At 37.2% G+C, this 23,144-nt stretch carries 22 protein-coding genes; 12 read left to right on the top strand and 10 right to left on the bottom strand.

Annotation, left to right across the window (positions count from 1 at the left end):
• Positions 1-4: 4 nt before the first annotated feature.
• From AAGF08_RS16230 to AAGF08_RS16220, 3 genes are all read right to left on the bottom strand, one after another.
• Positions 5-244, bottom strand: coding sequence for a hypothetical protein (locus AAGF08_RS16230; protein ID WP_343512360.1), 240 nt, complete (start codon positions 242-244; stop codon positions 5-7).
• On the bottom strand, positions 244-657 hold the full coding sequence (locus AAGF08_RS16225) for an OsmC family protein (RefSeq protein WP_343512359.1): 414 nt from the start codon (positions 655-657) through the stop codon (positions 244-246). The genes AAGF08_RS16230 and AAGF08_RS16225 overlap by 1 nt, the downstream gene beginning before the upstream one ends.
• A gap of 72 nt (positions 658-729) precedes the next feature.
• Positions 730-4,107, bottom strand: a complete 3,378-nt coding sequence (locus AAGF08_RS16220; RefSeq protein ID WP_343512358.1) for a methylmalonyl-CoA mutase family protein — start codon at positions 4,105-4,107, stop codon at positions 730-732.
• A 233-nt stretch (positions 4,108-4,340) separates the two neighbouring features.
• On the opposite strand from AAGF08_RS16220, the gene AAGF08_RS16215 reads away from it, so the two are divergent.
• The 3 genes from AAGF08_RS16215 (at position 4,341) to AAGF08_RS16205 (ending at position 7,927) form a co-directional block, all read left to right on the top strand.
• Complete coding sequence (locus tag AAGF08_RS16215; RefSeq protein ID WP_343512357.1) at positions 4,341-5,636, top strand: acetyl-CoA hydrolase/transferase C-terminal domain-containing protein; 1,296 nt, start codon at positions 4,341-4,343, stop codon at positions 5,634-5,636.
• Positions 5,637-5,716: 80 nt separating this feature from the next.
• Complete coding sequence (locus tag AAGF08_RS16210) at positions 5,717-7,048, top strand: sugar porter family MFS transporter (protein WP_343512356.1); 1,332 nt, start codon at positions 5,717-5,719, stop codon at positions 7,046-7,048.
• Between the two features lie 3 nt (positions 7,049-7,051).
• Positions 7,052-7,927 (top strand): carbohydrate kinase, encoded by an 876-nt coding sequence (locus tag AAGF08_RS16205; RefSeq protein ID WP_343512355.1) that lies wholly within the window; start codon positions 7,052-7,054, stop codon positions 7,925-7,927.
• A gap of 36 nt (positions 7,928-7,963) precedes the next feature.
• On the opposite strand, the gene AAGF08_RS16200 is transcribed toward AAGF08_RS16205, so the two are convergent.
• The 5 genes from AAGF08_RS16200 to rsmA form a co-directional block, all read right to left on the bottom strand.
• Positions 7,964-8,356 (bottom strand): HIT family protein, encoded by a 393-nt coding sequence (locus AAGF08_RS16200; protein ID WP_343512354.1) that lies wholly within the window; start codon positions 8,354-8,356, stop codon positions 7,964-7,966.
• A 43-nt stretch (positions 8,357-8,399) separates the two neighbouring features.
• On the bottom strand, positions 8,400-8,873 hold the full coding sequence (greA, locus tag AAGF08_RS16195; protein WP_296699571.1) for a transcription elongation factor GreA: 474 nt from the start codon (positions 8,871-8,873) through the stop codon (positions 8,400-8,402).
• A 162-nt stretch (positions 8,874-9,035) separates the two neighbouring features.
• A complete protein-coding gene (locus AAGF08_RS16190) occupies positions 9,036-9,965 on the bottom strand; it encodes a 2-hydroxyacid dehydrogenase (RefSeq protein ID WP_343512353.1) in 930 nt (309 codons plus the stop codon).
• Positions 9,966-9,974: 9 nt separating this feature from the next.
• Positions 9,975-11,342: a magnesium transporter gene (gene mgtE, locus AAGF08_RS16185; protein ID WP_343512352.1), complete on the bottom strand. Its 1,368-nt coding sequence runs from the start codon at positions 11,340-11,342 to the stop codon at positions 9,975-9,977.
• On the bottom strand, positions 11,329-12,114 hold the full coding sequence (gene rsmA / locus AAGF08_RS16180) for a 16S rRNA (adenine(1518)-N(6)/adenine(1519)-N(6))-dimethyltransferase RsmA (protein WP_343512351.1): 786 nt from the start codon (positions 12,112-12,114) through the stop codon (positions 11,329-11,331). The genes mgtE and rsmA overlap by 14 nt, the downstream gene beginning before the upstream one ends.
• A gap of 117 nt (positions 12,115-12,231) precedes the next feature.
• On the opposite strand from rsmA, the gene pdxA reads away from it, so the two are divergent.
• The 7 genes from pdxA to accC all read left to right on the top strand — a co-directional run bounded on the left by pdxA (position 12,232) and on the right by accC (position 17,898).
• Positions 12,232-13,248: a 4-hydroxythreonine-4-phosphate dehydrogenase PdxA gene (gene pdxA / locus AAGF08_RS16175; RefSeq protein ID WP_343512349.1), complete on the top strand. Its 1,017-nt coding sequence runs from the start codon at positions 12,232-12,234 to the stop codon at positions 13,246-13,248.
• Positions 13,249-13,359: 111 nt separating this feature from the next.
• Positions 13,360-13,926, top strand: a complete 567-nt coding sequence (locus tag AAGF08_RS16170; RefSeq protein ID WP_343512348.1) for a DUF177 domain-containing protein — start codon at positions 13,360-13,362, stop codon at positions 13,924-13,926.
• Positions 13,927-13,944: 18 nt separating this feature from the next.
• Positions 13,945-14,136: a 50S ribosomal protein L32 gene (rpmF, locus tag AAGF08_RS16165; protein ID WP_008201274.1), complete on the top strand. Its 192-nt coding sequence runs from the start codon at positions 13,945-13,947 to the stop codon at positions 14,134-14,136.
• A 229-nt stretch (positions 14,137-14,365) separates the two neighbouring features.
• A complete protein-coding gene (locus AAGF08_RS16160) occupies positions 14,366-15,364 on the top strand; it encodes a beta-ketoacyl-ACP synthase III (RefSeq protein ID WP_343512346.1) in 999 nt (332 codons plus the stop codon).
• A 26-nt stretch (positions 15,365-15,390) separates the two neighbouring features.
• Positions 15,391-15,954 (top strand): elongation factor P, encoded by a 564-nt coding sequence (gene efp / locus AAGF08_RS16155; RefSeq protein WP_343512345.1) that lies wholly within the window; start codon positions 15,391-15,393, stop codon positions 15,952-15,954.
• 94 nt (positions 15,955-16,048) lie between these two features.
• Complete coding sequence (gene accB / locus AAGF08_RS16150; RefSeq protein ID WP_343512344.1) at positions 16,049-16,525, top strand: acetyl-CoA carboxylase biotin carboxyl carrier protein; 477 nt, start codon at positions 16,049-16,051, stop codon at positions 16,523-16,525.
• A gap of 23 nt (positions 16,526-16,548) precedes the next feature.
• On the top strand, positions 16,549-17,898 hold the full coding sequence (accC, locus tag AAGF08_RS16145; RefSeq protein WP_343512343.1) for an acetyl-CoA carboxylase biotin carboxylase subunit: 1,350 nt from the start codon (positions 16,549-16,551) through the stop codon (positions 17,896-17,898).
• A 76-nt stretch (positions 17,899-17,974) separates the two neighbouring features.
• On the opposite strand, the gene AAGF08_RS16140 is transcribed toward accC, so the two are convergent.
• A complete protein-coding gene (locus tag AAGF08_RS16140; protein WP_343512342.1) occupies positions 17,975-18,388 on the bottom strand; it encodes a hypothetical protein in 414 nt (137 codons plus the stop codon).
• Between the two features lie 174 nt (positions 18,389-18,562).
• Positions 18,563-19,066, bottom strand: coding sequence for a hypothetical protein (locus tag AAGF08_RS16135; RefSeq protein WP_343512341.1), 504 nt, complete (start codon positions 19,064-19,066; stop codon positions 18,563-18,565).
• 303 nt (positions 19,067-19,369) lie between these two features.
• On the opposite strand from AAGF08_RS16135, the gene AAGF08_RS16130 reads away from it, so the two are divergent.
• Positions 19,370-21,688, top strand: a complete 2,319-nt coding sequence (locus AAGF08_RS16130) for a PSD1 and planctomycete cytochrome C domain-containing protein (protein WP_343512340.1) — start codon at positions 19,370-19,372, stop codon at positions 21,686-21,688.
• Position 21,689: 1 nt separating this feature from the next.
• Positions 21,690-23,144, top strand: coding sequence for a DUF1501 domain-containing protein (locus tag AAGF08_RS16125; protein ID WP_343512339.1), 1,455 nt, complete (start codon positions 21,690-21,692; stop codon positions 23,142-23,144).

Here is a 23,144-nt window from a genome sequence, read left to right as displayed (position 1 = left end):
GAAATTAAAAATTTTCCATGTGAGCACGAAAAGTTTTACCCATTTCTTGAAATCTTTGCTTCACTTTTTCGAAAAAATCCCCCTTCCAAAACATTTCCAAGTCACTCTCTTCTAAGACATCCAATTCACTGACTTTGAAAGTTTGCTCCAAAGGGCCAAATTCAAACTTAATTATATACTTATTATTCCAGGAAAAAATACTTACTCGTATTTCCTCCTGGTTAAACTCTTTAACTACTCTCATTAGGGCTTTTTTACTAAATAGGAATAGGTGATTTTCGATTTAAGGGAGGATGCAACTGAACAATATTTATCTACTGACAGGGCTACAACCTTACCAAATTCAACCTCATTTGCGTCAGGAGAAACTAAAGTGAATGATAAATGAATGTCAGTGTAAAAAGAAGGAATGCCATCATTTCTGATTCCTTCTACATCAACTGTAAAAGATTCTATTGTTCTCCTCTTTTTCTTCATCATTAAAACCGCGTCGACTGATGCACAACTCCCTAATGCTGAAAGTAGCAGTTCCATTGGAGATTGGGCTTGTTTCTCAGGTGCATCATACATATCGATATGAACTAGGTTCCTCTGAGGATTGACAGCTTCATATTCATAGTCCGCTTTCATACGGACAGTTACATTTCTTTTTGACATGGGGATCTCAGTTAAACTTTTGCTCTGCCAAAACCGGCAAAGCCATTTTTTAATTCCACTTCTAAATTCTATTTACATATTTCTTCTATACTGACCGCCTACCTCGTATAAGGCACGTGTGATTTGACCCAAAGAACAATATTTTGCAGCTTCCATTAATTCAGTAAAAATGTTTTCATTTTTAACTGCCGCAATCTTCAATGCTTGTAGATGTTGATCTACGAGTTCAGGTTGAGATTGATTCAAATTATTTAATGTATTAATCTGCGCCTCTTTTTCTTCCTTGGTTGCTCGGATCACTTCTCCTGGTGTGACAGTAGGCGATCCATCCGCTGACAAAAAGGTATTAACCCCAATAATAGGATACTCTCCCGTATGTTTTAGCATTTCATAATGCAAACTTTCTTCTTGGATTTTACCTCGTTGATACATGGTTTCCATCGCACCTAAAACCCCACCCCTTTCGGTTATCCGATCGAATTCTAGATAAATCGCTTCCTCTACTAAATCAGTTAATTCCTCAATAATGAAAGCGCCTTGTAAAGGATTTTCATTTTTTGCCAATCCCAATTCTTTGTTAATAATCAACTGGATTGCCATTGCTCTTCTTACAGAGGCCTCTGTTGGAGTTGTTATTGCCTCATCATATGCATTCGTGTGCAATGAGTTACAGTTATCATAAATAGCATACAATGCCTGCAACGTAGTTCGGATATCATTGAAATCAATTTCTTGTGCATGAAGTGATCTTCCCGAAGTTTGAATATGATACTTGAGCATTTGAGATCTCTCGTTGGCACCATATTTTAGTTTCATTGCTTTTGCCCAAATTCTTCTGGCAACTCTTCCAATTACAGCATATTCCGGATCGATTCCATTTGAAAAGAAAAACGAAAGATTGGGTGCAAACTTGTTAATATCCATTCCCCTACTCACATAATACTCCACATAAGTAAATCCATTTGATAAAGTCAAAGCAAGCTGCGTAATAGGATTAGCACCAGCCTCTGCAATATGGTAACCTGAAATAGAAACAGAATAAAAATTACGGATACCATTATCTATAAAGTATTGCTGCACATCCCCCATCAATCGTAGGGAGAACTCAGTAGAGAAAATACAGGTGTTTTGAGCCTGATCTTCTTTCAAAATATCTGCTTGAACCGTGCCTCTAACTCTGGCAACTGTGTCAGCTTTTATTTTCTCATACACTTCTTTTGGTAAAACCTGATCTCCTGTCACCCCCAAAAGCATCAAACCAAGTCCATTATTCCCTTCCGGGATTTTTCCTGCGTAACTTGGTCTTACCAGTCCATTTTTCTGGTAAATCGCTTTGATTTTATTTTCAACCTCTTCTTCAAGCCCATTCTCTTTTATATAAACCTCACATTGCTGATCTATTGCCGCATTCATGAAAAAAGCAGTCATGGTCGCAGCCGGACCATTAATTGTCATAGAAACAGAGGTCATTGGGTCCACCAGATTAAAACCCGAATAGAGTTTCTTTGCATCATCCAAACAGCAAATGTTTACACCGGAGTTACCTATTTTCCCATAAATATCTGGTCTGTTATCTGGATCTTCTCCGTAAAGAGTTACTGAATCAAAAGCTGTGGATAGCCTTTTTGCAGGCATATCCTTGGAAACATAATGAAATCTTTTGTTTGTTCTTTCTGGACTACCTTCTCCAGCAAACATTCTTGTTGGATCCTCACCTTCTCTTTTGAAAGGGAAAACACCTGCAGTAAAGGGGAATTTTCCTGGTACATTCTCCCGAAGTCCCCACTTTAATAAATCTCCCCAAGCTTCATATTTCGGCAAAGAAATCTTGGGGATCTTTGTATCAGAAAGAGATTTGTAATAGGTTTTTACTTTTATTTCTTTATCCCTAACCTTAAAAACATAATAGTCTTCCGAGTATCTACTTGCTTCATTTGGCCAATCCTCAATCCACTTTTTATTCTTTGGGTCAAACTCCAATTCAACCTTTGCATAAACTTCTTCCAATTCTTTCAGCAACCTATCAGAATCTTCAACCTTTAGAGATTGGATGGTTTCCATAGATTTTTTTATACTGAATAATTTCTGGGCAATTTCTTTTTGCTCCTCCACCCAGACATCATAATTCCTATTCGTTTCTGCTATCTCTGAAAGGTACCTGGTTCTGGCCGGTGGGATAATATAAATCTTTTCAGAGGTACCGGCAGTAAGTTCAAAGGTACTTTCCAAGCCAGGATGTTCTTTGTTTATCCTTGAAATCAAAGCCTTGTACAACTGATTCATTCCAGGGTCATTAAATTGAGAAGCAATAGTTCCAAAAACAGGAATATCTTCATCATTTATCTCCCATAAATTATGATTTCTTTTGTACTGCTTTTTTACATCCCGAATTGCATCCAATGCACCCCTTTTATCGAATTTGTTCAGCGCAATCACATCTGCAAAATCCAACATATCAATTTTTTCCAATTGCGATGCTGCTCCATATTCCGGAGTCATGACATATAAAGAAAGATCAGAGTGCTCAATAATCTCCGTATCCGATTGTCCAATTCCTGAAGTTTCTAGTATTACCAAATCATAACCGGCAGCTTTTACTGTATCCACAGCATCCTGAACATATTTTGAAAGCGCCAGATTAGACTGTCTAGTTGCCAAAGAACGCATGAATACTCTTGGATGATGAATAGCATTCATTCTTATTCTATCCCCCAAGAGTGCTCCACCTGTTTTTCGTTTTGAGGGATCAACCGAAATAATAGCAAGTGTTTTATCCTCAAAATCCATTAAAAATCTTCGTACCAATTCATCCACGAGGGATGATTTACCAGCTCCACCAGTACCCGTTATTCCTAAAACTGGAGTAACAGCTTCTTTGCTAGCCTTTCTTACTTTACTTAATAATTCCTGATTCTTTTCCGGAAAGTTTTCAAAAGCTGATATTGCTCTCCCAACAAAAGCTTTATTTGATTTATCGAGATTAAATCCCTCCTGCAGCTGATCTCCAATTGGAAAATCAGCTTGCTTAACCAGATCATTAATCATGCCTTGTAAACCCATTTCTCTACCATCGTCAGGAGCATAAATCCTCGAAATCCCATACTCATGTAATTCTTCGATCTCTTCTTTGAGGATCGTACCACCACCTCCACCAAATATCTTGATATGACCCGCTCCTTTTTCATGCAGCAAATCATACATATACTTAAAAAACTCTACATGTCCTCCTTGATATGAAGTAATAGCAATTGCCTGAACATCTTCTTGAATCGCACAGTCCACTATTTCTTGAACTGAACGGTTATGGCCTAAATGAATTACTTCGCAACCAGTCGATTGGATAATTCTCCGCATGATATTTATTGCGGCGTCATGTCCGTCAAAAAGAGAAGCGGCAGTAACTATTCGAATGTGATTTTTGGGTTTATAAATTTCTGTTGGTAAAGTCATGAAATCTGGATTATTTCTTTTTTTAACCTGATTATTTTTACTTCTAATAAGATCAAATCAACACTTATTACAAGACGCGAATATACAGAAAAACGACCGAGATGACCTTGAAAATAAGTATTAGAGACAAAATATTATTTGGTGAATAATAGAAGTACTAAGCAGGAGATGGTTCTAATTAGTATATATTTAGATCAATTGGTTTATTTTTAAATTACTTAATTCAATAAATAATGCCTATTTCTTACACAAGCCCTGAAAAAGCGGTCTCTTTCATAAAGAGTCATCAAAGAGTATTTATCCATGGAAGTGCTGCCACTCCTACTCGATTATTATATGCTTTAGCAGAAAGAAGAGACGAGGTTCAAAATGTGGAGCTGGTATCCATTACTACACTAGGGGATATGCCTTTGGTAAGTGAGGAATGTCAGAAATCTTTTTTCATGAATTCACTTTTTGTATCAGCTAACATCAGAAAAGCTGTGAATTCTGATCATGGTGGATATGTTCCAATTTTTTTGAGTGAAATTGGTCAATTGTTTAGGAACAATATTCTTGGAGTTGATGTGGCACTAATCCAAGTTTCCGAGCCAGACGCACACGGTTTTTGTACTCTCGGAACTTCCGTAGATGTTGCAAAACCAGCCGTTGAAACAGCAAAAATAATTGTCGCACAAGTAAATAAGCGGATGCCTAGAACTCATGGAGATGGTCATATCCATTTTTCAAAATTTTCTGCTGCCATTCACGTAGATGACCCTCTTCCTGAGATTAACTATGCCGAAAAAATCTCTAAAATAGAAAAACAAATAGGATATCATATTTCTTCACTCATTGAAGACCGTTCTACTCTACAAATGGGTATTGGTGCTATTCCAGATGCTGTTTTAAATTCACTGGAAAATCACAAAGATTTAGGGATTCACACGGAAATGTTTTCAAATGGGATTTTGAATTTAATGAAATCAGGAGCAGTAACTAATGCTTATAAGAAAAAGCATCCCGGGAAAGTCGTGTCCTCTTTTACGGTTGGTACTAAAGAACTGTATGATACAATCAATGATAATCCTGAATTTTCCTTTCATGAGGCAGCCTATGTAAATGACACAGCGATTATTCGTAAAAATCCAAAGGTTATTTCAATCAATAGCTGTTTAGAGTTAGATCTCACAGGTCAAGTTTGTGCCGATTCTATTGGAAGCTACCACTATTCAGGCGTGGGCGGACAAATGGACTTTATGAGAGGTGCAGCCTTGTCTGTTGGGGGAAAACCTATTATGGCATTACCCTCGCAAACAAAAAAAGGAGCATCTAAAATTGTCCCATTTTTAAAAGAAGGTGCAGGAGTTGTGACCACTAGAGCTCACATGCACTATGTAGTTACAGAATATGGAATTGCCTACCTTTTTGGAAAAAACCTGAGACAAAGAGCCTACGAGTTGAAAAGAATAGCACATCCAGATCACCATGAGGATCTTGATCGGGCCATCAGAGAAAGGTTTGGTAGTTATATCTACCCATTCAGATAAAGCAAAATAGAAACTGATTAATCTATTTTAATATATTGTCCTTCTGTTTAGTTTAGCTATTGTTTAAACCCAAAATCTCGATGTCTTCAAAAAACTATGCATTCTTCGTATCTATTACCGCTGCTTTAGGCGGATTTCTTTTTGGATTTGATACAGCCGTTATTTCAGGTGCGGAAAGAGCGATACAAGAAGTTTGGAAATTAAGTGACTGGATGCATGGGCTAGCAATTGCTTCAGCATTATACGGAACTGTTATCGGTGCATTATTTGGTGGTGTTCCCGCTGACAAATTTGGAAGACAAAAAAGTTTGCTTTGGATTGGACTATTTTATTTGATCTCTGCTGTAGGCTCAGGATTAGCTTGGGATGTGACATCCTTTACAGTATTTAGATTTTTGGGAGGTCTTGGAGTAGGTGCATCCTCTGTTGTGGCACCGATGTATATTTCGGAAATAGCACCCGCTAAAAACAGAGGCCTTTTGGTCGCCCTTTACCAATTCAATATTGTATTTGGAATAGTGATGGCATACGTTTCCAATTATTTAATAGGAACTGCTGAGTTGGCACAAGACTGGAGATGGATGTTAGCTGCAGAAGCCTTACCGGCTTTGATTTACTCAATTTTGATATTTAGAATTCCTGAAAGTCCAAGATGGCTCATCGGTATTAGAAATGATGAGCAACAAGCCCGAGAAATCCTGACCAAAACTGATCCAGAAGGTGTTGATGAAGCCATTCGATTAGCCCTTGAGGAAGAGAAAAAAATGCATCAGAAAGGAAGCTTTTCTGCAATTTTTGAAAAGCGGTTTCTACCTACGACCATAATGGCAATTATGATTGCTTTTTTCAATCAAGTCTCTGGAATCAATGCTATTATTTATTTTGCCCCTAGAGTATTCGAAATGGCAGGTATTTCTACCGAAAGCGCATTGATCTCAACAATAGGTATCGGTGTAGTCAACCTGCTGGCAACTTTTGTTGGGCTATACCTGATCGATCGAATAGGAAGAAAAAAACTGATGTACATAGGATCCGTAGGATATATCATATCACTTTCATTGATGGCTTATAATTTTCTAGGCCCTGGAATTCCATCTTTCTGGCTACCAATTTTTGTTTTTGGATTTATCGCTTCTCATGCCGTAGGACAGGGAGCAGTAATCTGGGTGTTTATCTCCGAGATGTTTCCAAATGACTTGAGGGCTTACGGTCAGTCAATTGGATCTTTCACCCATTGGATTTTAGCAGCAATTATTGCGAATGTCTTCCCATTCTTTGCCAATCAATTTGGGCCTGGATATATCTTCTTATTCTTTGCATTTATGATGATTTTGCAATTATTGTGGGTGAAGTTTAAAATGCCTGAGACGAAAGGAAGATCTTTGGAGGAGATCCATCAAAACATACATTAAATCATGAAAAATAAAGTTGTTGTTTTCGGTGAAATGCTTTGGGATTGTTTACCAAGCGGTTCTGTACCAGGAGGAGCTCCAATGAATGTAGCTCTTCACCTTCATCAATTAGGACTTGATTCCAAGCTAATTTCAGCTGTTGGGGATGATGTTGAAGGGAAAAAGCTAATTGATTTTCTAACCACTTTCGGTTTTCAAACACAATTGATTCAAGTGATTGCAGACCAGGAAACTTCAAAAGTTTTGGTGGATGATTCAGATCCTGAAAACATGAAGTATGAAATCGTGTCTCCAGTCGCATGGGATTTTATCCAATGGAATTCAGAAACCGAGCATGAAGTTGCTAAATCAGACGCTTTTGTTTTTGGAACTTTGGGAGTAAGAAACCCTGAGAGTCTGTCGACTTTAATAAAATTGATACATCAGAAAACTCTAAGAATTTTTGATGCGAATTTGCGTTCCCCTTATTACGATTTTGAAATTATTGAGACACTTCTAGGTTTTACAGATATCTTAAAAATAAATGAAGATGAGTTAGAAATTTTCGCAGACTATTTTGACTTAGAACCTAATATAAAAACAGTCTGTGAGCATTTAGACAATCATTTTCCAATGGATCTAATCTGCATAACTAAAGGTTCCAAAGGAGCACTTATCTTTAAAGGAGGAGAGTTTTGGGAGCATTCAGGCTATAAAGTAGAAGTTGCAGATAGCATCGGTGCAGGTGACGCTTTTCTAAGCGGCTTTATTAAATGTTACCTTGAAAAAAAATCCCTTGAAGAAACACTTGATTTTGCCTGTAAATTGGGAGCATTTGTAGCTTCTAAAAAAGGAGGTACTCCAAAATATACCGCTTCAGAAGTTCATGCTATTCAATAAAAAAAGAGGCAAGTTTGAGTTCTTGCCATCCATTTTTTAAAATCCACTTCTGATCAATTCAGCGGTTTCAGCGAGTTCTTCGGATGTTAATTTTAACTTCGGTCTTGTGAAATTAATGTCATCCATGGTCTTGAGTGGAACCAGGTGAACATGTACATGTGGCACTTCCAAACCAATTACCGCTACTCCAATCCTAGTGCATTTAATAGTTTTATCCATTGCCTTTGCTACTTTCTGAGCAAAAACATGAAGTCCTGATAATACATCTGGATCAAGGTCAAAAATATAATCTACTTCTTGCTTCGGTACCACTAGCACATGTCCTTTTACTAGCGGCATGATATCCAAGAATGCAATATAATTTTCATCCTCTGCTACTATCTGAGCGGGAATTTCTCGATTTATAATTTTGGTGAAAATTGAAGCCATAGTCTAAAATAAAAAAATCCCGCGAAATACGGGATTATGAGAATTAATATGAAATATCTAGAATTTCGAATTGAAGCACTCCTGCAGGAGCATTTATCTCCGCAACTTCACCTTTTTTCTTTCCTACCAGACCTTTTCCAAATGGAGATCCTAACGAAATTTTTCCAGCTTTCAGATCAGCTTCTTCTTCTGAAACCAAGGTGTAGGATACCGTCATCCCATTTTTTACATTCTTGATTTTTACAGTACTTAAGATACCTACTTTGGAAGTATCCATTTGAGATTGGTCAAAAATTCTTGCATTACCTACTACTGCTTCAAGCTTGGCTATTTTAAGTTCCAAGTGCCCTTGAGCATCTTTCGCCGCATCATATTCTGCGTTTTCACTAAGATCTCCTTTGTCTCTTGCTTCTGCAATTTGCTTCGCAATATCCGTACGACCTTTGGTCTTTAATTCTTGAAGTTCATCCTTCAACTTCTTAAGTCCTTCTTCTGTGTAGTATTGTACTTTTCCCATAATTATTCTCAATTAGACAGGCACCAAAAACAAAGTAACGGTCGCTTTTTGGTGACCGTTACTTTGCCAGATGTCTTTATTTGAAGCACAAAGATAATAAACCAAATGCTACAAAACAATTGGTTCTTTTTCCAAAAAATACCAATAACAGTCTTAAAAGGCCTATTTGAAGGCTTTTGTTATCTTCTCGACCAATACTTTATTTATTTTTTTATAGGATTCAAATGTCCAGCCAGCTACATGTGGAGTAAAAAGAACATTATCTCTTGAAGCTAGTTTTTCGAACTCCATCTTTTGCTCATCAGTAAATGTTTTAAACTTCTCATTTTCTAAAACATCTAACACAGCTCCTAATAATATCCCCTTGTCCAAAGCCTCATTTAATGTTTTGAAACTTATCAATTCTCCCCTAGCGGTATTTATCAACCAAAAAGGATTTGCAAAGCTTTTTAGCTCTTCTAAAGTGAAAAAATTTTTGGTTTCTGCGGTCAAGGGAACGTGAATACTCAGAACCTCAACTTCAGCCTTGAGCTTTTGCCAAATTACTTCTTTAACTAACCCAGACCCAAAGTTCAATTTATACTTATCATAGGCATAAATCTTTACATCGAACCCTTGAAGTCTTTTGGCAAAGGATTTTCCCATATTTCCGAAACCCATAATCCCAACAGTCTTACCCATAAGTTCATGCCCTCTATTTCCTTCTCTATCCCAAATCCCTTTTCTTATTTCGGTATCTGCCTTTTTGATATTATTAAATAAAGCTAAAAGCATTCCTACTGCATGTTCAGCTACTGCGTCTCGATTCCCTTTGGCCGCATGAAAAAGCTTTATCCCTCGGCTTACCATATATTCCAAATCAATTTGATCCAAGCCAGCCCCTGCTCTTCCTATAAACTTTAAATTTTTAGCTCTTTCCAATAATTCCTTATCCATAGGAGTTTTTGAACGAATGATTAACCCGTCATATGGAGCTACTTGATCCAAAATCTCAGAACGCGTGATTTTCGGGGAATAGGTAACCTCATGGCCCTCATTTTCAAGCATAGGAATAATACTCTTATGCATTTTGTCAATTATCAGAATTTTCATCGTAATAATTTAAATATGTAATAGAGATATCGCTACCAAAAAGTAAACAGCCAGTCCAAGTAAATCATTAGCTGTTGTAATAAATGGTCCAGAAGCCAACGCTGGGTTGATCCCGATTTTATCTAATAATATTGGTGTAATCGTACCCATAAAAGAAGAAAGCAAAACAACTGAAAACAGAGCGATTGAAACTACCAAACCAAAAGAGACATCGTTCTGATAGAATAAAACCACTACTGCAAATACAAAAGTAGCCAAAATCAGACCATTGATGACCGCAACAGCAAGCACTTTCAGAAACCGCTTTATTATTGAATCGTCAAAAGCAGATTTACTGGCAAGTGATTGAACAACTAATGACGACGATTGAATCCCAACATTCCCTCCGGTGGCAGTAATAAGCGGAATAAAAAACGCAAGAGCGGTAACTTTATTCAAGCCTTCTTCGAAGAAACCAATAAAGCCTGCCCCTAATAATCCACCAACAATCCCAATAAGCAACCAAGGTAATCTAGCTTTTGTCAAACGGATAACACTGTCATATTCATCAACCGTATCTGTAATACCTGTCATCGCCTGAATATCTTCCTCTGCTTCCTCTCTTATAATATCAAGGATATCATCAAAGGTTATTCTTCCAACCAATTTATTCTTAACATTAACTACGGGAACTGTCTCAAGATCGTACCTTCTCATTATCTCAGCAACTTCCTCCTGATCCATGTGAGTAGGAACAGAAATAACTTCCTCTTCGTATATATCTTCGATTTTAGTGTTTTCAGATGCAAGAACAATCTTCTTCAAGGACACTCTTCCTAGAAGTTGTTGTTTGTTGTCCACCACGTAAATCGAAAAGATTTTATCTACATTTTCAGCCTGTCTTCGTATTTCATTGATCGTCTGAACAACATTCCAGTTTTTGTTAGCCCGAATATATTCCTTGGCCATAATACCACCAGCCGTATCCTCCTCATAGCGAAGAAGTTCTAATATTTGTTCCGACTTCTGACGATCTGTAAAATATCCTATTACTTCTTCCCTTTCTCGTAGAGAGAGCAAATTCAGAATATCCGCCCCATCATCGGAGTCCATGCATTCAATTAAACCGGCAATCTCAGGAACTTCCATTTCCTTTAACACTCGGGTTAAAGTATCCTCATCTAATTCGATGAGTATATCTGCCGAAAACTGAGTTTCTAATAAGCGGAGGACGTAGATAGACTCATCCATTGAAAGCTCATCAAGAATTGCGGCGACATCAGCCACATTTGCTCCTTCAAGAGAGTCCTGAATAAAGGAATTATTCTCCTCCTCAATCCCATGTCTAAGGCTTTCAAGGTATTCCTTCGAAAGTTCAAATTGCTTAATGATTTCCACGAGAAGCTTCGATTTGTTGAGCGACAAAAACAAAATCAGCGACATCCAATTGTTCGGCTCGCTTATCCATAAGAGGGTTTGACTTTAATTCCTCTGGAAGTTGAAATGACTTAAGAGAATTTCTTAATGTTTTCCTTCGATTTCCAAACCCACCTTTTACAACCTGGAAAAACAATTTTTCATTGCAATCAAGACTTGTAACATCATTCCTAACTAATCGAATGACTCCTGAGTTCACCTTTGGAGGAGGATCAAATACTTCAGGAGGAACGGAAAATAAATATTCAATATCATAAAAAGCCTGTAGCAATACGGATAAAATACCATAGGCTTTATTTCCTTTCGGTGAAGCTATTCTTTCTGCTACTTCTTTTTGAAGCATACAAACCACTTCTGTCACCTGATTTCTAACTTCCAAGACTTTAAAGAATATCTGGGAAGAAATATTATAAGGGAAATTCCCAACGATTGCATATTGATCCTTAATCACTTTTTGGAAATCATATTTTAAATAATCTCCATAAATAATTCTTTCGCCCAATTCAGGGTTTTTTTTAAGCAAATACGCTATAGAATCTTTATCTACATCTATCAGATAAAGCTCAAAGTCAGTTTTAAGCAAAAAATCAGTCAGCACCCCCATTCCCGGTCCGATTTCAAGGACTTTCTTCACACCTCCATGCCCTTTGACCGACAGAGCTATTCGCTCCGCAATACTTAAATCGGTCAAAAAGTGCTGGCCAAGATGTTTTTTGGCTCTGACTTTTTCCATCGGTTCGCTCTGATTATTTTTTATAAATTGCAGCCTAAAATTAAGAGAATATTCCTAAAGGACTACAGTGAACTTTGGCATGCAAGTAAAAGCCAATTATCGCAAAGCCCAAATAATATGAACGTAAGAAAAAATAAACCCATAATCGGGATTAGTATTGGAGATATCAACGGGGTAGGAATAGAAGTGACAATCAAAGCTTTATCCGACAACCGTATCTTAAAGAACTTTATCCCATTAATCTATGGGCATGGTAAGGCCATTTCATTTTACAAAAAGGTCCTGTCGATTGAAGATTTTAACTTTGTACAGGTAAAATCTTTAGAAGACCTTCAACATAAACGGGTAAATGTTATAAATGTCATGGAGGAATGCCCTGAAATCATTCCCGGGGTGGAAACCCAAGAGGCAGGAAAAATGGCTTTGGCGGCACTTTCTCAGGCAGTAAATGATTTGAAGTCTGGGCAAATCCAAGCTTTGGTAACTGCACCTGTCAATAAAAACAACATTAATTCCGAGGAATTAAACTTCGTAGGTCATACTGAATTCATTACAAATGCAGTTGATGCAAAGGAAAGTTTGATGCTGATGGTATCAGAAAATTTCAGAGTAGGTTTAGTATCAGGCCACGTCCCTTTATCGAAAGTTCCGGAAGTCGTTACTAAAGAAAAAATTATTCACAAGTCCAATTTACTTTTAAATTCGCTCGAAAAAGATTTCGGAATCAACAAACCAAAAATTGCGATTTTAGGCTTGAATCCTCATGCTGGTGAAGATGGATTATTAGGAACTGAAGAAGAAGAGATTATAAAACCAGCGATAAAAGAACTTAAGGATCAAAATAAAATGGTTTTTGGTCCTTATCCTTCAGATGGTTTTTTTGGGATGATGCATCAAAATAAATTTGATGGAGTATTGGCTATGTATCATGATCAGGGATTAATTCCTTTCAAATCAATTGCATTTAGTTCCGGTGTAAATTTCACGGCAGGATTACCGGTAATCAGAACTTCACCAGATCATGGAACTGCATATAATATAGCTGGTAAAAATGTTGCTGATGAAGGTTCTATGAGAGCAGCTATTTTTTTAGCCGCCGATATTGTCAGTCAACATGATCAGGAATTAGCATAAACTTTAATAAAAAGTAAGATTTCTTATCCAAACCAAATATTATTTTAGATTCTATTTTATCCTGTTTAAATAATTACCTAAATTTGCGGTCTTAAATCGAGAGGAGAAATCGTGAAATTCTGGAGAACCTTTGATATTGAGGTAATTAAGTTCGTAGAGGGAAGACACGAAATCAACTTCCAAATAGGAGATTCGTTCTTCCAACAGTTTGAAGACAATCATCTCGTCGAAAAAGGCGATTTAACCATACGGGTTAAAATGAATAAAGGTGCCAATTTAATAGAAATGGATTTTCATATTCAGGGTTCAGTCAGACTGACTTGTGACAGAAGTCTCGAGGAATACGACCAGCCATTGGATATCAATGAAACCATCATCTATAAATATGGTAGCGAAGAAAAGGAAATCAATGAAGATGTTATAATGATTACAAGGGATACGCCTTCAATCAATGTAGCACAGTTGATTTACGAATTCATTCTACTCAATCTCCCAGCAAAAAGAATCCATCCGGATTACCGTAATGAATTGGATGAAGATGATTTTGAAGGAGAAGGTGGAATCGTTTATTTTGATGAGGATGAGTTTGAAGACGATGAACTTGAGGAAAACTCTGAAGAAAAAAAAGAAATTGATCCCCGTTGGGCATCATTAAAAAATTTAAAAAACAAAGAATAATCTTAAACCACACATAAAATGGCACATCCTAAACGAAAAATTTCGAAAACCAGAAGAGATAAAAGAAGAACTCATTATAAATTGGAGGCTCCTGGGTTAGCTAAATGCCCTACTACTGGTGAAATGCACTTACCACACAGAGCTTTCTGGTTGGACGGTAAATTATACTACAAAGGACAAGTAATAATCGAAAAAGAAGTCCTAGCTTAATCAACTATTTAAGTTAAATAAAAATCCATTCTTAATGAGGAATGGATTTTTTGTTTTTATGGGAATTCAATCCGCTGTCTTTCAGTATATTGGATTCTATTGGTAGTTTTTGTTTTGGTGGTCAGAGACAATTATAATATTTTTGACATTCCTCAAAGAAAACATACCTACCTATCAACCCATTTTAAGGAGTTTATTTATTGAGGCTCCTTAGCATAAACAAATAATAATGGACAAAATCAGAGCTATGGTAACCGGAGTACAAGGATATGTTCCTGAATACCGTTTAACCAATAAAGAACTTGAAACTCTGGTAGATACCAACGACGAGTGGATTTACACAAGAACAGGAATTAAAGAAAGAAGGATTCTTAAAGGTGAAAACCAAGGAACTTCAGTAATGGGTGTTGAAGCCATAAAAGGCTTGTTGGAAAAAACTAACACAGATCCGCTAGACATAGATCTAATCATATGTGCTACTGTCACTCCAGATATGCCTTTCCCTGCAACAGCTAATATCATTGCAGATAAAGTTGGTGCAAAAAATAGTTATAGCTTTGATATCGCCGCAGCCTGTTCCGGGTTTTTATACGCACTTCAAATAGGAAGTCAATTCATTCAAACTGGACAGCACAAAAAAGTAATTGTGGTAGGAGCGGATAAAATGTCTTCCATTGTAAATTATGAAGACAGAACAACTTGCATTTTGTTTGGAGATGGTGCTGGAGCTGTATTATTAGAACCAACTACAGAAGAGTTTGGGATAATGGACGCTTTGCTACATTCAGATGGTTCTGGGGCTCCTTATCTAAATATGAAGGCAGGAGGAAGCATGAGACCAGCTACACATGAAACTGTTGATGCAAAAGAGCATTTTGCAGCACAAGAAGGTTCAACGGTATTTAAATTTGCAGTGACCAACATGGCAGATGTCAGTGCAGAGGTAATGGAGAGAAATAATCTTACAAGTGATGAAGTAGCTTGGTTAGTTCCCCATCAGGCCAACAAACGAATAATCGATGCTACTGCGAGTAGGATGGGCATTGGCTTTGACAAAGTAATGATGAACATTGAAAGATATGGAAATACTACTGCAGCTACACTCCCACTCTGCCTTTGGGATTATGAAAGTCAATTAAAAAAAGGGGATAACTTGATACTTGCTGCTTTTGGAGGTGGATTCACTTGGGGAGCTATTTATTTGAAATGGGCATACGACCCTAAATAATCAGATTAAAATAATAAATTAAGGATATGGCAAATACTTCAGATTTTAAGAACGGCCTTTGTCTGGTATTAAACAATGACATTTTCACTATTGTGGAATTCCAACATGTAAAACCTGGAAAAGGAGCAGCTTTTGTGAGAACCAAATTAAAGGGTCTAACTAGTGGCAAAACCTTGGATAAAACTTTCAATGCAGGTGAAAAAGTAGAAACTGCAAGAGTAGAAAAAAGACCACATCAATTCTTATACAAAGATGATATGGGGTATCATTTTATGGATACCAATACATTTGAGCAAATATCTATTGAAGAAAAATTGATTGAAAGACCTGATCTTTTGAAGGATGGTCAATTAGTAGATATTCTAATTCATGATGAAACTGAGACTCCACTTTCTGTAGAATTACCTCCTTTTGTTGAATTAATGATTACATACACAGAACCAGGAATTAAAGGGGATACTGCGACCAACGCTTTAAAACCTGCGACTTTAGAAACTGGTGCGACCGTCATGGTACCTTTATTTGTGGAACAGGATATCATGATCAAAGTAGATACTAGGGATGGATCCTACTCAGAAAGAGTAAAATAATTAACTTAGCTGTATTCAATTTCATATTGAAACAGCTATTTTTATTTAAACCCAATTTTGAACTGTCCTCGGACATTCTTTTAAAAACAAAAATATGAAACCTAAAGAGATTCAAGAGCTAATCGATTATATCTCAAACTCAGGTTTGGCTGAAGTCAAAATCAAAACTGATGAATTTGAGCTTTCTATTAAAAAAGATTCTTCAAACGTAAGAGTTGTCGAAGCAGCACCTGCTCCAGCACCTGCACCCGCACCTGCACCTGTTGCGGCAGCTCCAACTCCGGCGGCATCAAGTCCTGCTGAACCGACTCCAGCTGAATCATCAAATTTAGTAGAGATAAAATCACCTATGATTGGGACATTTTATCTAACTCCAAATCCAGATTCTCCAGCTTTTGTAAATGTAGGAGATACTGTCAAACCAGGTCAAACTGTTTGTATTATTGAAGCAATGAAACTTTTTAATGAGATTGAATCTGAAGTTTCTGGAAAAATTGTAAAGATTCTGGTTACCAATTCTACACCGGTAGAATATGACCAACCTTTATTCCTTGTAGACCCTGCAGGGTAATTTTTTCACCAAAAAATACGGACGTGTTTAAAAAAATACTTATAGCCAATAGAGGAGAAATCGCTTTGCGGATCATCAGAACCTGCAAAGAGATGGGAATCAAAACTGTTGCGGTCTATTCCACTGCTGATAAAGACAGCCTTCATGTAAGGTTTGCAGATGAAGCTGTTTGCATTGGTCCAGCTCCCAGTAGAGATTCTTATTTGAACATCCCAAGAATAATAGCTGCAGCTGAAATCACCAATGCTGATGCTATCCATCCAGGATATGGTTTTCTTTCTGAAAATGCGGAATTTTCTAGAATCTGTGAAGAATATGGAATCAAATTCATTGGTGCCAGTCCCGATATGATTGCTAAAATGGGTGATAAAGCAACGGCTAAAGCTACCATGCGTGAAGCTGGTGTCCCCACTGTTCCAGGCTCCGAAGGATTATTGGATTCTATCGAGCAAGGAATAAAGTTATCAAATGAGATGGGATACCCCGTGATTTTGAAAGCTACTGCCGGTGGTGGCGGTCGTGGTATGCGAATTGTAAAAGAAGAAAGTGGCTTCAAAAAAGCATGGGATGATGCTAGAATGGAGTCAGGTGCTGCCTTTGGAAATGATGGCCTGTATCTAGAGAAATTTGTTGAAGAGCCAAGACACATTGAAATCCAGATTATAGGAGACAAAAATGGAAAAGCATGTCATCTTTCAGAAAGAGATTGCTCAATCCAAAGAAGGCATCAAAAGTTAGTAGAGGAAACTCCTTCCCCATTCATTACTGATGAGTTAAGAAAAGCAATGGGCGAAGCAGCTATTAAGGGTGCTGAAGCCATAAAATACGAGGGTGCTGGTACAATAGAGTTTTTAGTTGATAAAAACAGAAACTTCTATTTCATGGAAATGAATACCAGAATCCAGGTAGAGCATCCAATTACTGAAGAAGTAACAGATTTTGATTTAATAAAAGAACAAATTAAAGTTGCATCTGGAGATGTAATTAGTGGCAAAAACTACTATCCAAAACTATATGCAATGGAATGTAGAATTAATGCAGAGGATCCTTCAAATGGATTTCGACCAAGTCCGGGAAGGATTCAAAACTTGCATATCCCTGGTGGACGTGGGGTAAGAGTAGACTCACATGTGTATGCAGGATATGTAATCCCTCCAAATTATGATTCCATGATCGCTAAATTGATTGTAAGCGGTCAATCAAGAGAAGAAGTAATCGTAAGAATGAAGAGAGCTTTAGAGGAATTTGTGATTGATGGAATTAAAACTACGATTCCTTTCCACATTGCTTTATTGGAGGATCCGGAATTTAAAGCCGGGAACTTTACTACCAAATTCTTAGAAACATTCGATTTCTCAGTCATTAAAAAATAACCCAACCTTATACCCAGTAAAAAGCTGCTCAAATGGGCAGCTTTTTTTGTTTTAGATTAAAGGGAAGTAGGATATTTCAATAGAATATCAAAAAATAAACCCAAATAGAAACGGGTACTATAACGCCAACCCCTATTGAAGCCAAAAGATTAGACTTTTTTACTTTTAGCATATGCACTTGAGATAGTGGGATTCCTGTATCAATAGGAACTTTAATTCTCCTATTATTTTTCTGTAAAAACTGACCTTTTATAGAATCATTTTGGACCATGGAATAGACGATATCGTAACTTAAGCTGTCCTTAGTTTTGATATATATCTTATCCCCTTCCTTCAGTCGAGAAAGCTGCCTTGATTCAAATAATATAGATCTTTCTTCTTTCGGTAGCGGGGGTTTAATCCAATCCACTTTTTGGTAGGTTTTGCAGGAAGTAAAGGACATGAATAACAGGATTATTAAAATCCCATATAACTTTTGAATAACCATCATTGAAATAGATTTTAATAGTTGATTTTCGATAATTTTGTTTCTCCCACCCTTCCAGTATTTTTCATATTGTACCTGCTAAAAGATTTCTCAATCATTTCACTTCACAAGCGTTTAGCATTTATAAATTTCTAGTCTTGGGTTAAGTTGAAAATTGAATTTGGTGCAGGCATATTTTCATTCATCTAGGTTCATGGTGGGCGAAACACTATTTGCAAATTCTTTCAATTTTTCAGGACTCCCATCAATTTGATTTAAAGAGGATTTTTTAAATCCAGTTCCAACTGCTCCCAAAGCCGCTCCACCTAAACCTACAATCAATCCTGGAACTATTGTTTCAAACCCATAACCAAAATCCAACCAAGCATCTGGATCGTATGATATTGCTCCCATCGTAAAACCCGCCGCAAATCCAATGGCTCCTCCAACTAATATCAAATGACCAGGAGATCTTTTAGTCCTGATATAAGAAATCTGGGCGACTGGCACAATGAGAGTATCTGAGTTATTTGTTAGAAATAATTCCTCAAAGTCTTCTGAAATATTGAGATATCTACCCTTTTCAATTTTATTCTCTAGTGAATCATAGACCCTTATAAATGGACCTATTGGTTTTTCGCTAACCTGAGAGAACCCTGGAATTGACCAGAGTAAAAGAATAAACATCAGTTTAGTTTTCATTTCTTTAATTTGTTTTAAACAATCTTGCCATTTAGTAATTATTCAAATCATCTAAATGTCACAGTTAATGAAATCTCATGCGCTTAATTTGGAATTAAATTCTGTTTATTTTAATAAAACAATATTAAAATCTCTTATTTACTAATAATAGAAATATATTAATTTGTAAAAAATACTAAAACTTGAAAATTCGATGATAAAAGGTATCTTTCTTATGATTTTTAAACTTTATTACTTTTTTTTCATAATATGAAATGACTTTTGTAAAAATTTTTTATAACTTACATTCTAAAAATTACTTTAATGGCACTTATTAACAAACGAAGTATTTGGAGTCTGCCTTTACTAGCATTGTTAGCCTGGAATTGTACATCCGAAAATTCCAATATCCCAGAACTTTCTGCGGGTGATCAAATCAGTTATAATTTTCATATACGCCCCATCCTTTCTGACAAATGCTTTGCATGTCATGGGCCTGATGCAAACAAAAGAGAAGCTGATTTAAGGTTGGATACGGAAGAAGGTGCTTTCACATCGTTGAAAGAAAGTCCCGGTAAGTTTGCTCTTGTTTCTGGGAGCTTAGAAGAATCAGAAGTTTACCATAGAATCATTTCTGAAGACCCGGGAGAACTTATGCCTCCCCCTGAATCAAATTTATCTCTTACAGAAAAAGAAAAAGAGTTAATTAAGAAATGGATCAAGCAAGGGGCTAAATATGAACCTCACTGGGCCTTTACAAGAGCAGAAAAGCCTAATTTACCGGCAACAAATGATTGGTCTGAAAATGAGATTGATCTTTTTGTTTATCAAAAAATGAAGTCAATTGGCTTAGAGCCCAATCCTGTTGCAAAACCTCATGAATTAATCAAAAGAGCAAGTCTTGACTTGACTGGACTTCCCCCAAGCCCCGAATTACTTGATCGCTTTGGTGATTTCACAGGAGAAAATAACTATGATGATTTATTAGATGGTCTTTTGGCCGATAAAGCTTTTGGAGAAAAATTAGCGGTACTATGGATGGACATATCCAGATATGCTGACAGCTATGGATATCAAGACGATAATATCCGTAGCCAATGGCCATATCGGGATTGGGTTATTCATGCTTTCAACGAAAACATGCCTTATGACCAATTTGTAACTTGGCAGCTTGCAGGTGATTTATTACCCAATGCTTCAAAAGAACAAATTCTTGCTACTGCTTTTAACCGAAACCACAAATACACGGAAGAAGGTGGTGTGATTGATGAAGAATATAGAATTGAGTATGTTTTAGACAAAACGAATACCTTCAGCAAAGGATTATTGGGAATTACCATGGAATGTGCCCAATGTCATGATCATAAATACGATCCCTTTTCACAGAAAGAATATTATGAGCTTTTTGCCTTTTTCAATAATACCCCAGAAAAGGGTTATGAGGGAGATGTTTCGATTTCTAAACCTGCTAAAACACCTGTTTTATGGGTAGATCAGCAGGATCTTTCCGGAATTATGAGTTTTATAAATTACCAAGACAGCTCTAAATTGAGTATCTCGGTCATGGGAGAACTTGAAGGTGAAGAAAAAAGAACTACATATATTTTAGATAGAGGAGTCTATGATGCACCTACAGTTCCGGTTTCTGCCTCTACACCTGCATCCATTTTAGAATTCCCTAAAGACTTGGAAGCTAACAGACTTGGTTTGGCCAAATGGGCTACAGATAGAAATAACCCGCTTACAGCCAGAGTTTTTGTAAACTTAATCTGGCAGGAAATATTTGGTACCGGGATTGTGAAATCTGCAGGAGATTTTGGGATGCAAGGTGATTTACCTAGTCATCCGGAATTATTGGATTGGCTTGCTGTTGACTTTATGGAAAATGGCTGGGATATTAAAAGACTTCTGAAACAGATTTTGAGTTCTTCAACCTATCAGCAATCTGCAGAATTAACCAAAGACCATTTAGCCAAAGACCCTGAAAACATCTATTTAGCGAGAGCACCAAGATTAAGATTATCTGCTGAAAATATTCAGGATTTAATTCTTGCCAGTAGCGGTCTTCTGCATCAGGAACTTGGAGGCCCCAGTGTAAAGCCTTATCAACCAGAGGGAGTTTGGGAAGCCGCATCTTCAGGAAGAGGTGTTTTGGCTACTTATGTTCAGGATACTGGAAAAAGCCTATATAGAAGAGGACTTTACAATTTTATTAAATTAACGGTTCCACCTCCAAAGGCAATCATTTTTGATTCAAGTAATAGAGATCAATGCGAAGTGGGCAGAGGTAGAACCAATACTCCTTTACAGGCTTTGGTCATGTTAAATGATCCGATGGTTTTAGAAGCTTCCAGAGTTTTGGCTATGAACCTTACTTCTAAGTACCAAGACAATACTGAAGCATTAGAAATGGCCTTCAAAAGAATTCTTTGTAGAGATATGAAATCTGATGAGGCTGCCTTAATAGAGGATTATTTTGAAGATCAATTAGAACGTTTTGAAAAAAATGAAGACCAGATAAAACCTACTTTGGAGGTTGGAGAATATCCAATAGACTCCACTAAGGAAACAGCTAGATCTGCAGCATTAATGCAGGTAATAGTAAGTTTATATAATTTAGAAGAAACGATTACCAAGATTTAAAATGGAAAAGGAAATATTAGAGCAGGGTTTAAATCTGAACAGGAGGAAATTTTTATCGAAACTTAGCTTAGGTGTGGGAAGTGCAGCATTGGGCTCATTACTTATTCCAGATCTATTCAAAGGCGGAAGTCCTGATGAAGATGCCATTATGTCTGCGCTACCTCATTTTGCTCCAAAGGCAAAGCGGGTAATTTATCTTTTCCAAAATGGTGCCCCTAGTCAATTAGAGTCTTTCGATTATAAACCATTATTGAATAAAAATATGGGTCAGGAACTTCCTGAATCCATTCGCGGTGGTCAAAGGCTTACTGGAATGACTGCAGGTCAGACCTCATTCCCATTAGTTGGCTCTTATTATAAATTTAACCAATACGGTGAATCCAGAGCATGGATTTCAGAGATTTTCCCCCATACTGCAGGTGTAGTTGATGATATTTGTATCATTAAATCCATGCATACAGAGGCAATTAACCATGATCCCGCCTTGACTTTTTTCCAAACAGGGGCTCAAGTGGGAAATCGTCCAAGTATGGGCTCTTGGCTCAGCTATGGTCTTGGAAGTGAAAACAGCAACCTACCCGCATTTTGCGTCCTGTTGAGTCGGGGAAAAGGAAATGGTCAAGGAGTTTACTCCAAGCTTTGGAGTAATGGGTTTCTGGATGCAACACATCAAGGTGTACAATTCTCAAATTCTGAAGATCCTGTCTTGTATCTGAAGGATCCAAAATCTATGTCCAGAGATGAGCGAAGAAAAATGCTCGACCAAATCTCAGCGATGAATGATCTGAATTACAGAGAATTTAATGACCCGGAAATCAGTGCCAAAATTCAACAATATGAAATGGCCTATAGGATGCAGACAGCAGTCCCTGAAATGACTGATGTTTCCAAAGAACCTGACAGCATTATCAAAATGTATGGACCTGATTGCCTGATTCCTGGAACATATGCTGCAAACTGCCTTTTAGCAAGAAAGCTTTCTGAAAGTGGGGTAAGATTTGTTCAATTATATCATCAAGGCTGGGATCAACATGGAAACCTGCCAAGCGAAATGGCGCTGCAGGCCAAGGATGTGGATCAAGCATCTGCGGCCTTGGTTAAGGATTTAAAGCAGAGAGGTCTGCTTGATGAAACTCTGGTCATCTGGGGAGGTGAATTCGGTAGAACAAATTATTGCCAAGGTAAAATCCTTGAGGACAATTATGGAAGAGACCACCATCCAAGAGCATTTTCCATATGGATGGCCGGTGGAGGTGTAAAATCCGGGATGGTCTATGGTGAAACAGATGAGTTCGGTTATAATATCACTGAAAACCCTGTACACGTTCATGATTTCCAAGCCACTGTAATGAATCTTATGGGTATAGACCACGAGCGAATGACCTATAAACATCTGGGAAGAAGGTATAGATTGACTGACGTTTCCGGACATGTAATTAAAGATATCATTGCTTAA

The organism is Algoriphagus sp. SE2, from assembly GCF_039563885.1.
Lineage (GTDB): Bacteria > Bacteroidota > Bacteroidia > Cytophagales > Cyclobacteriaceae > Algoriphagus.
The sequence above is the reverse complement of the archived record's forward strand: the minus strand, read 5'-3'. Positions and strand labels throughout refer to the sequence as shown.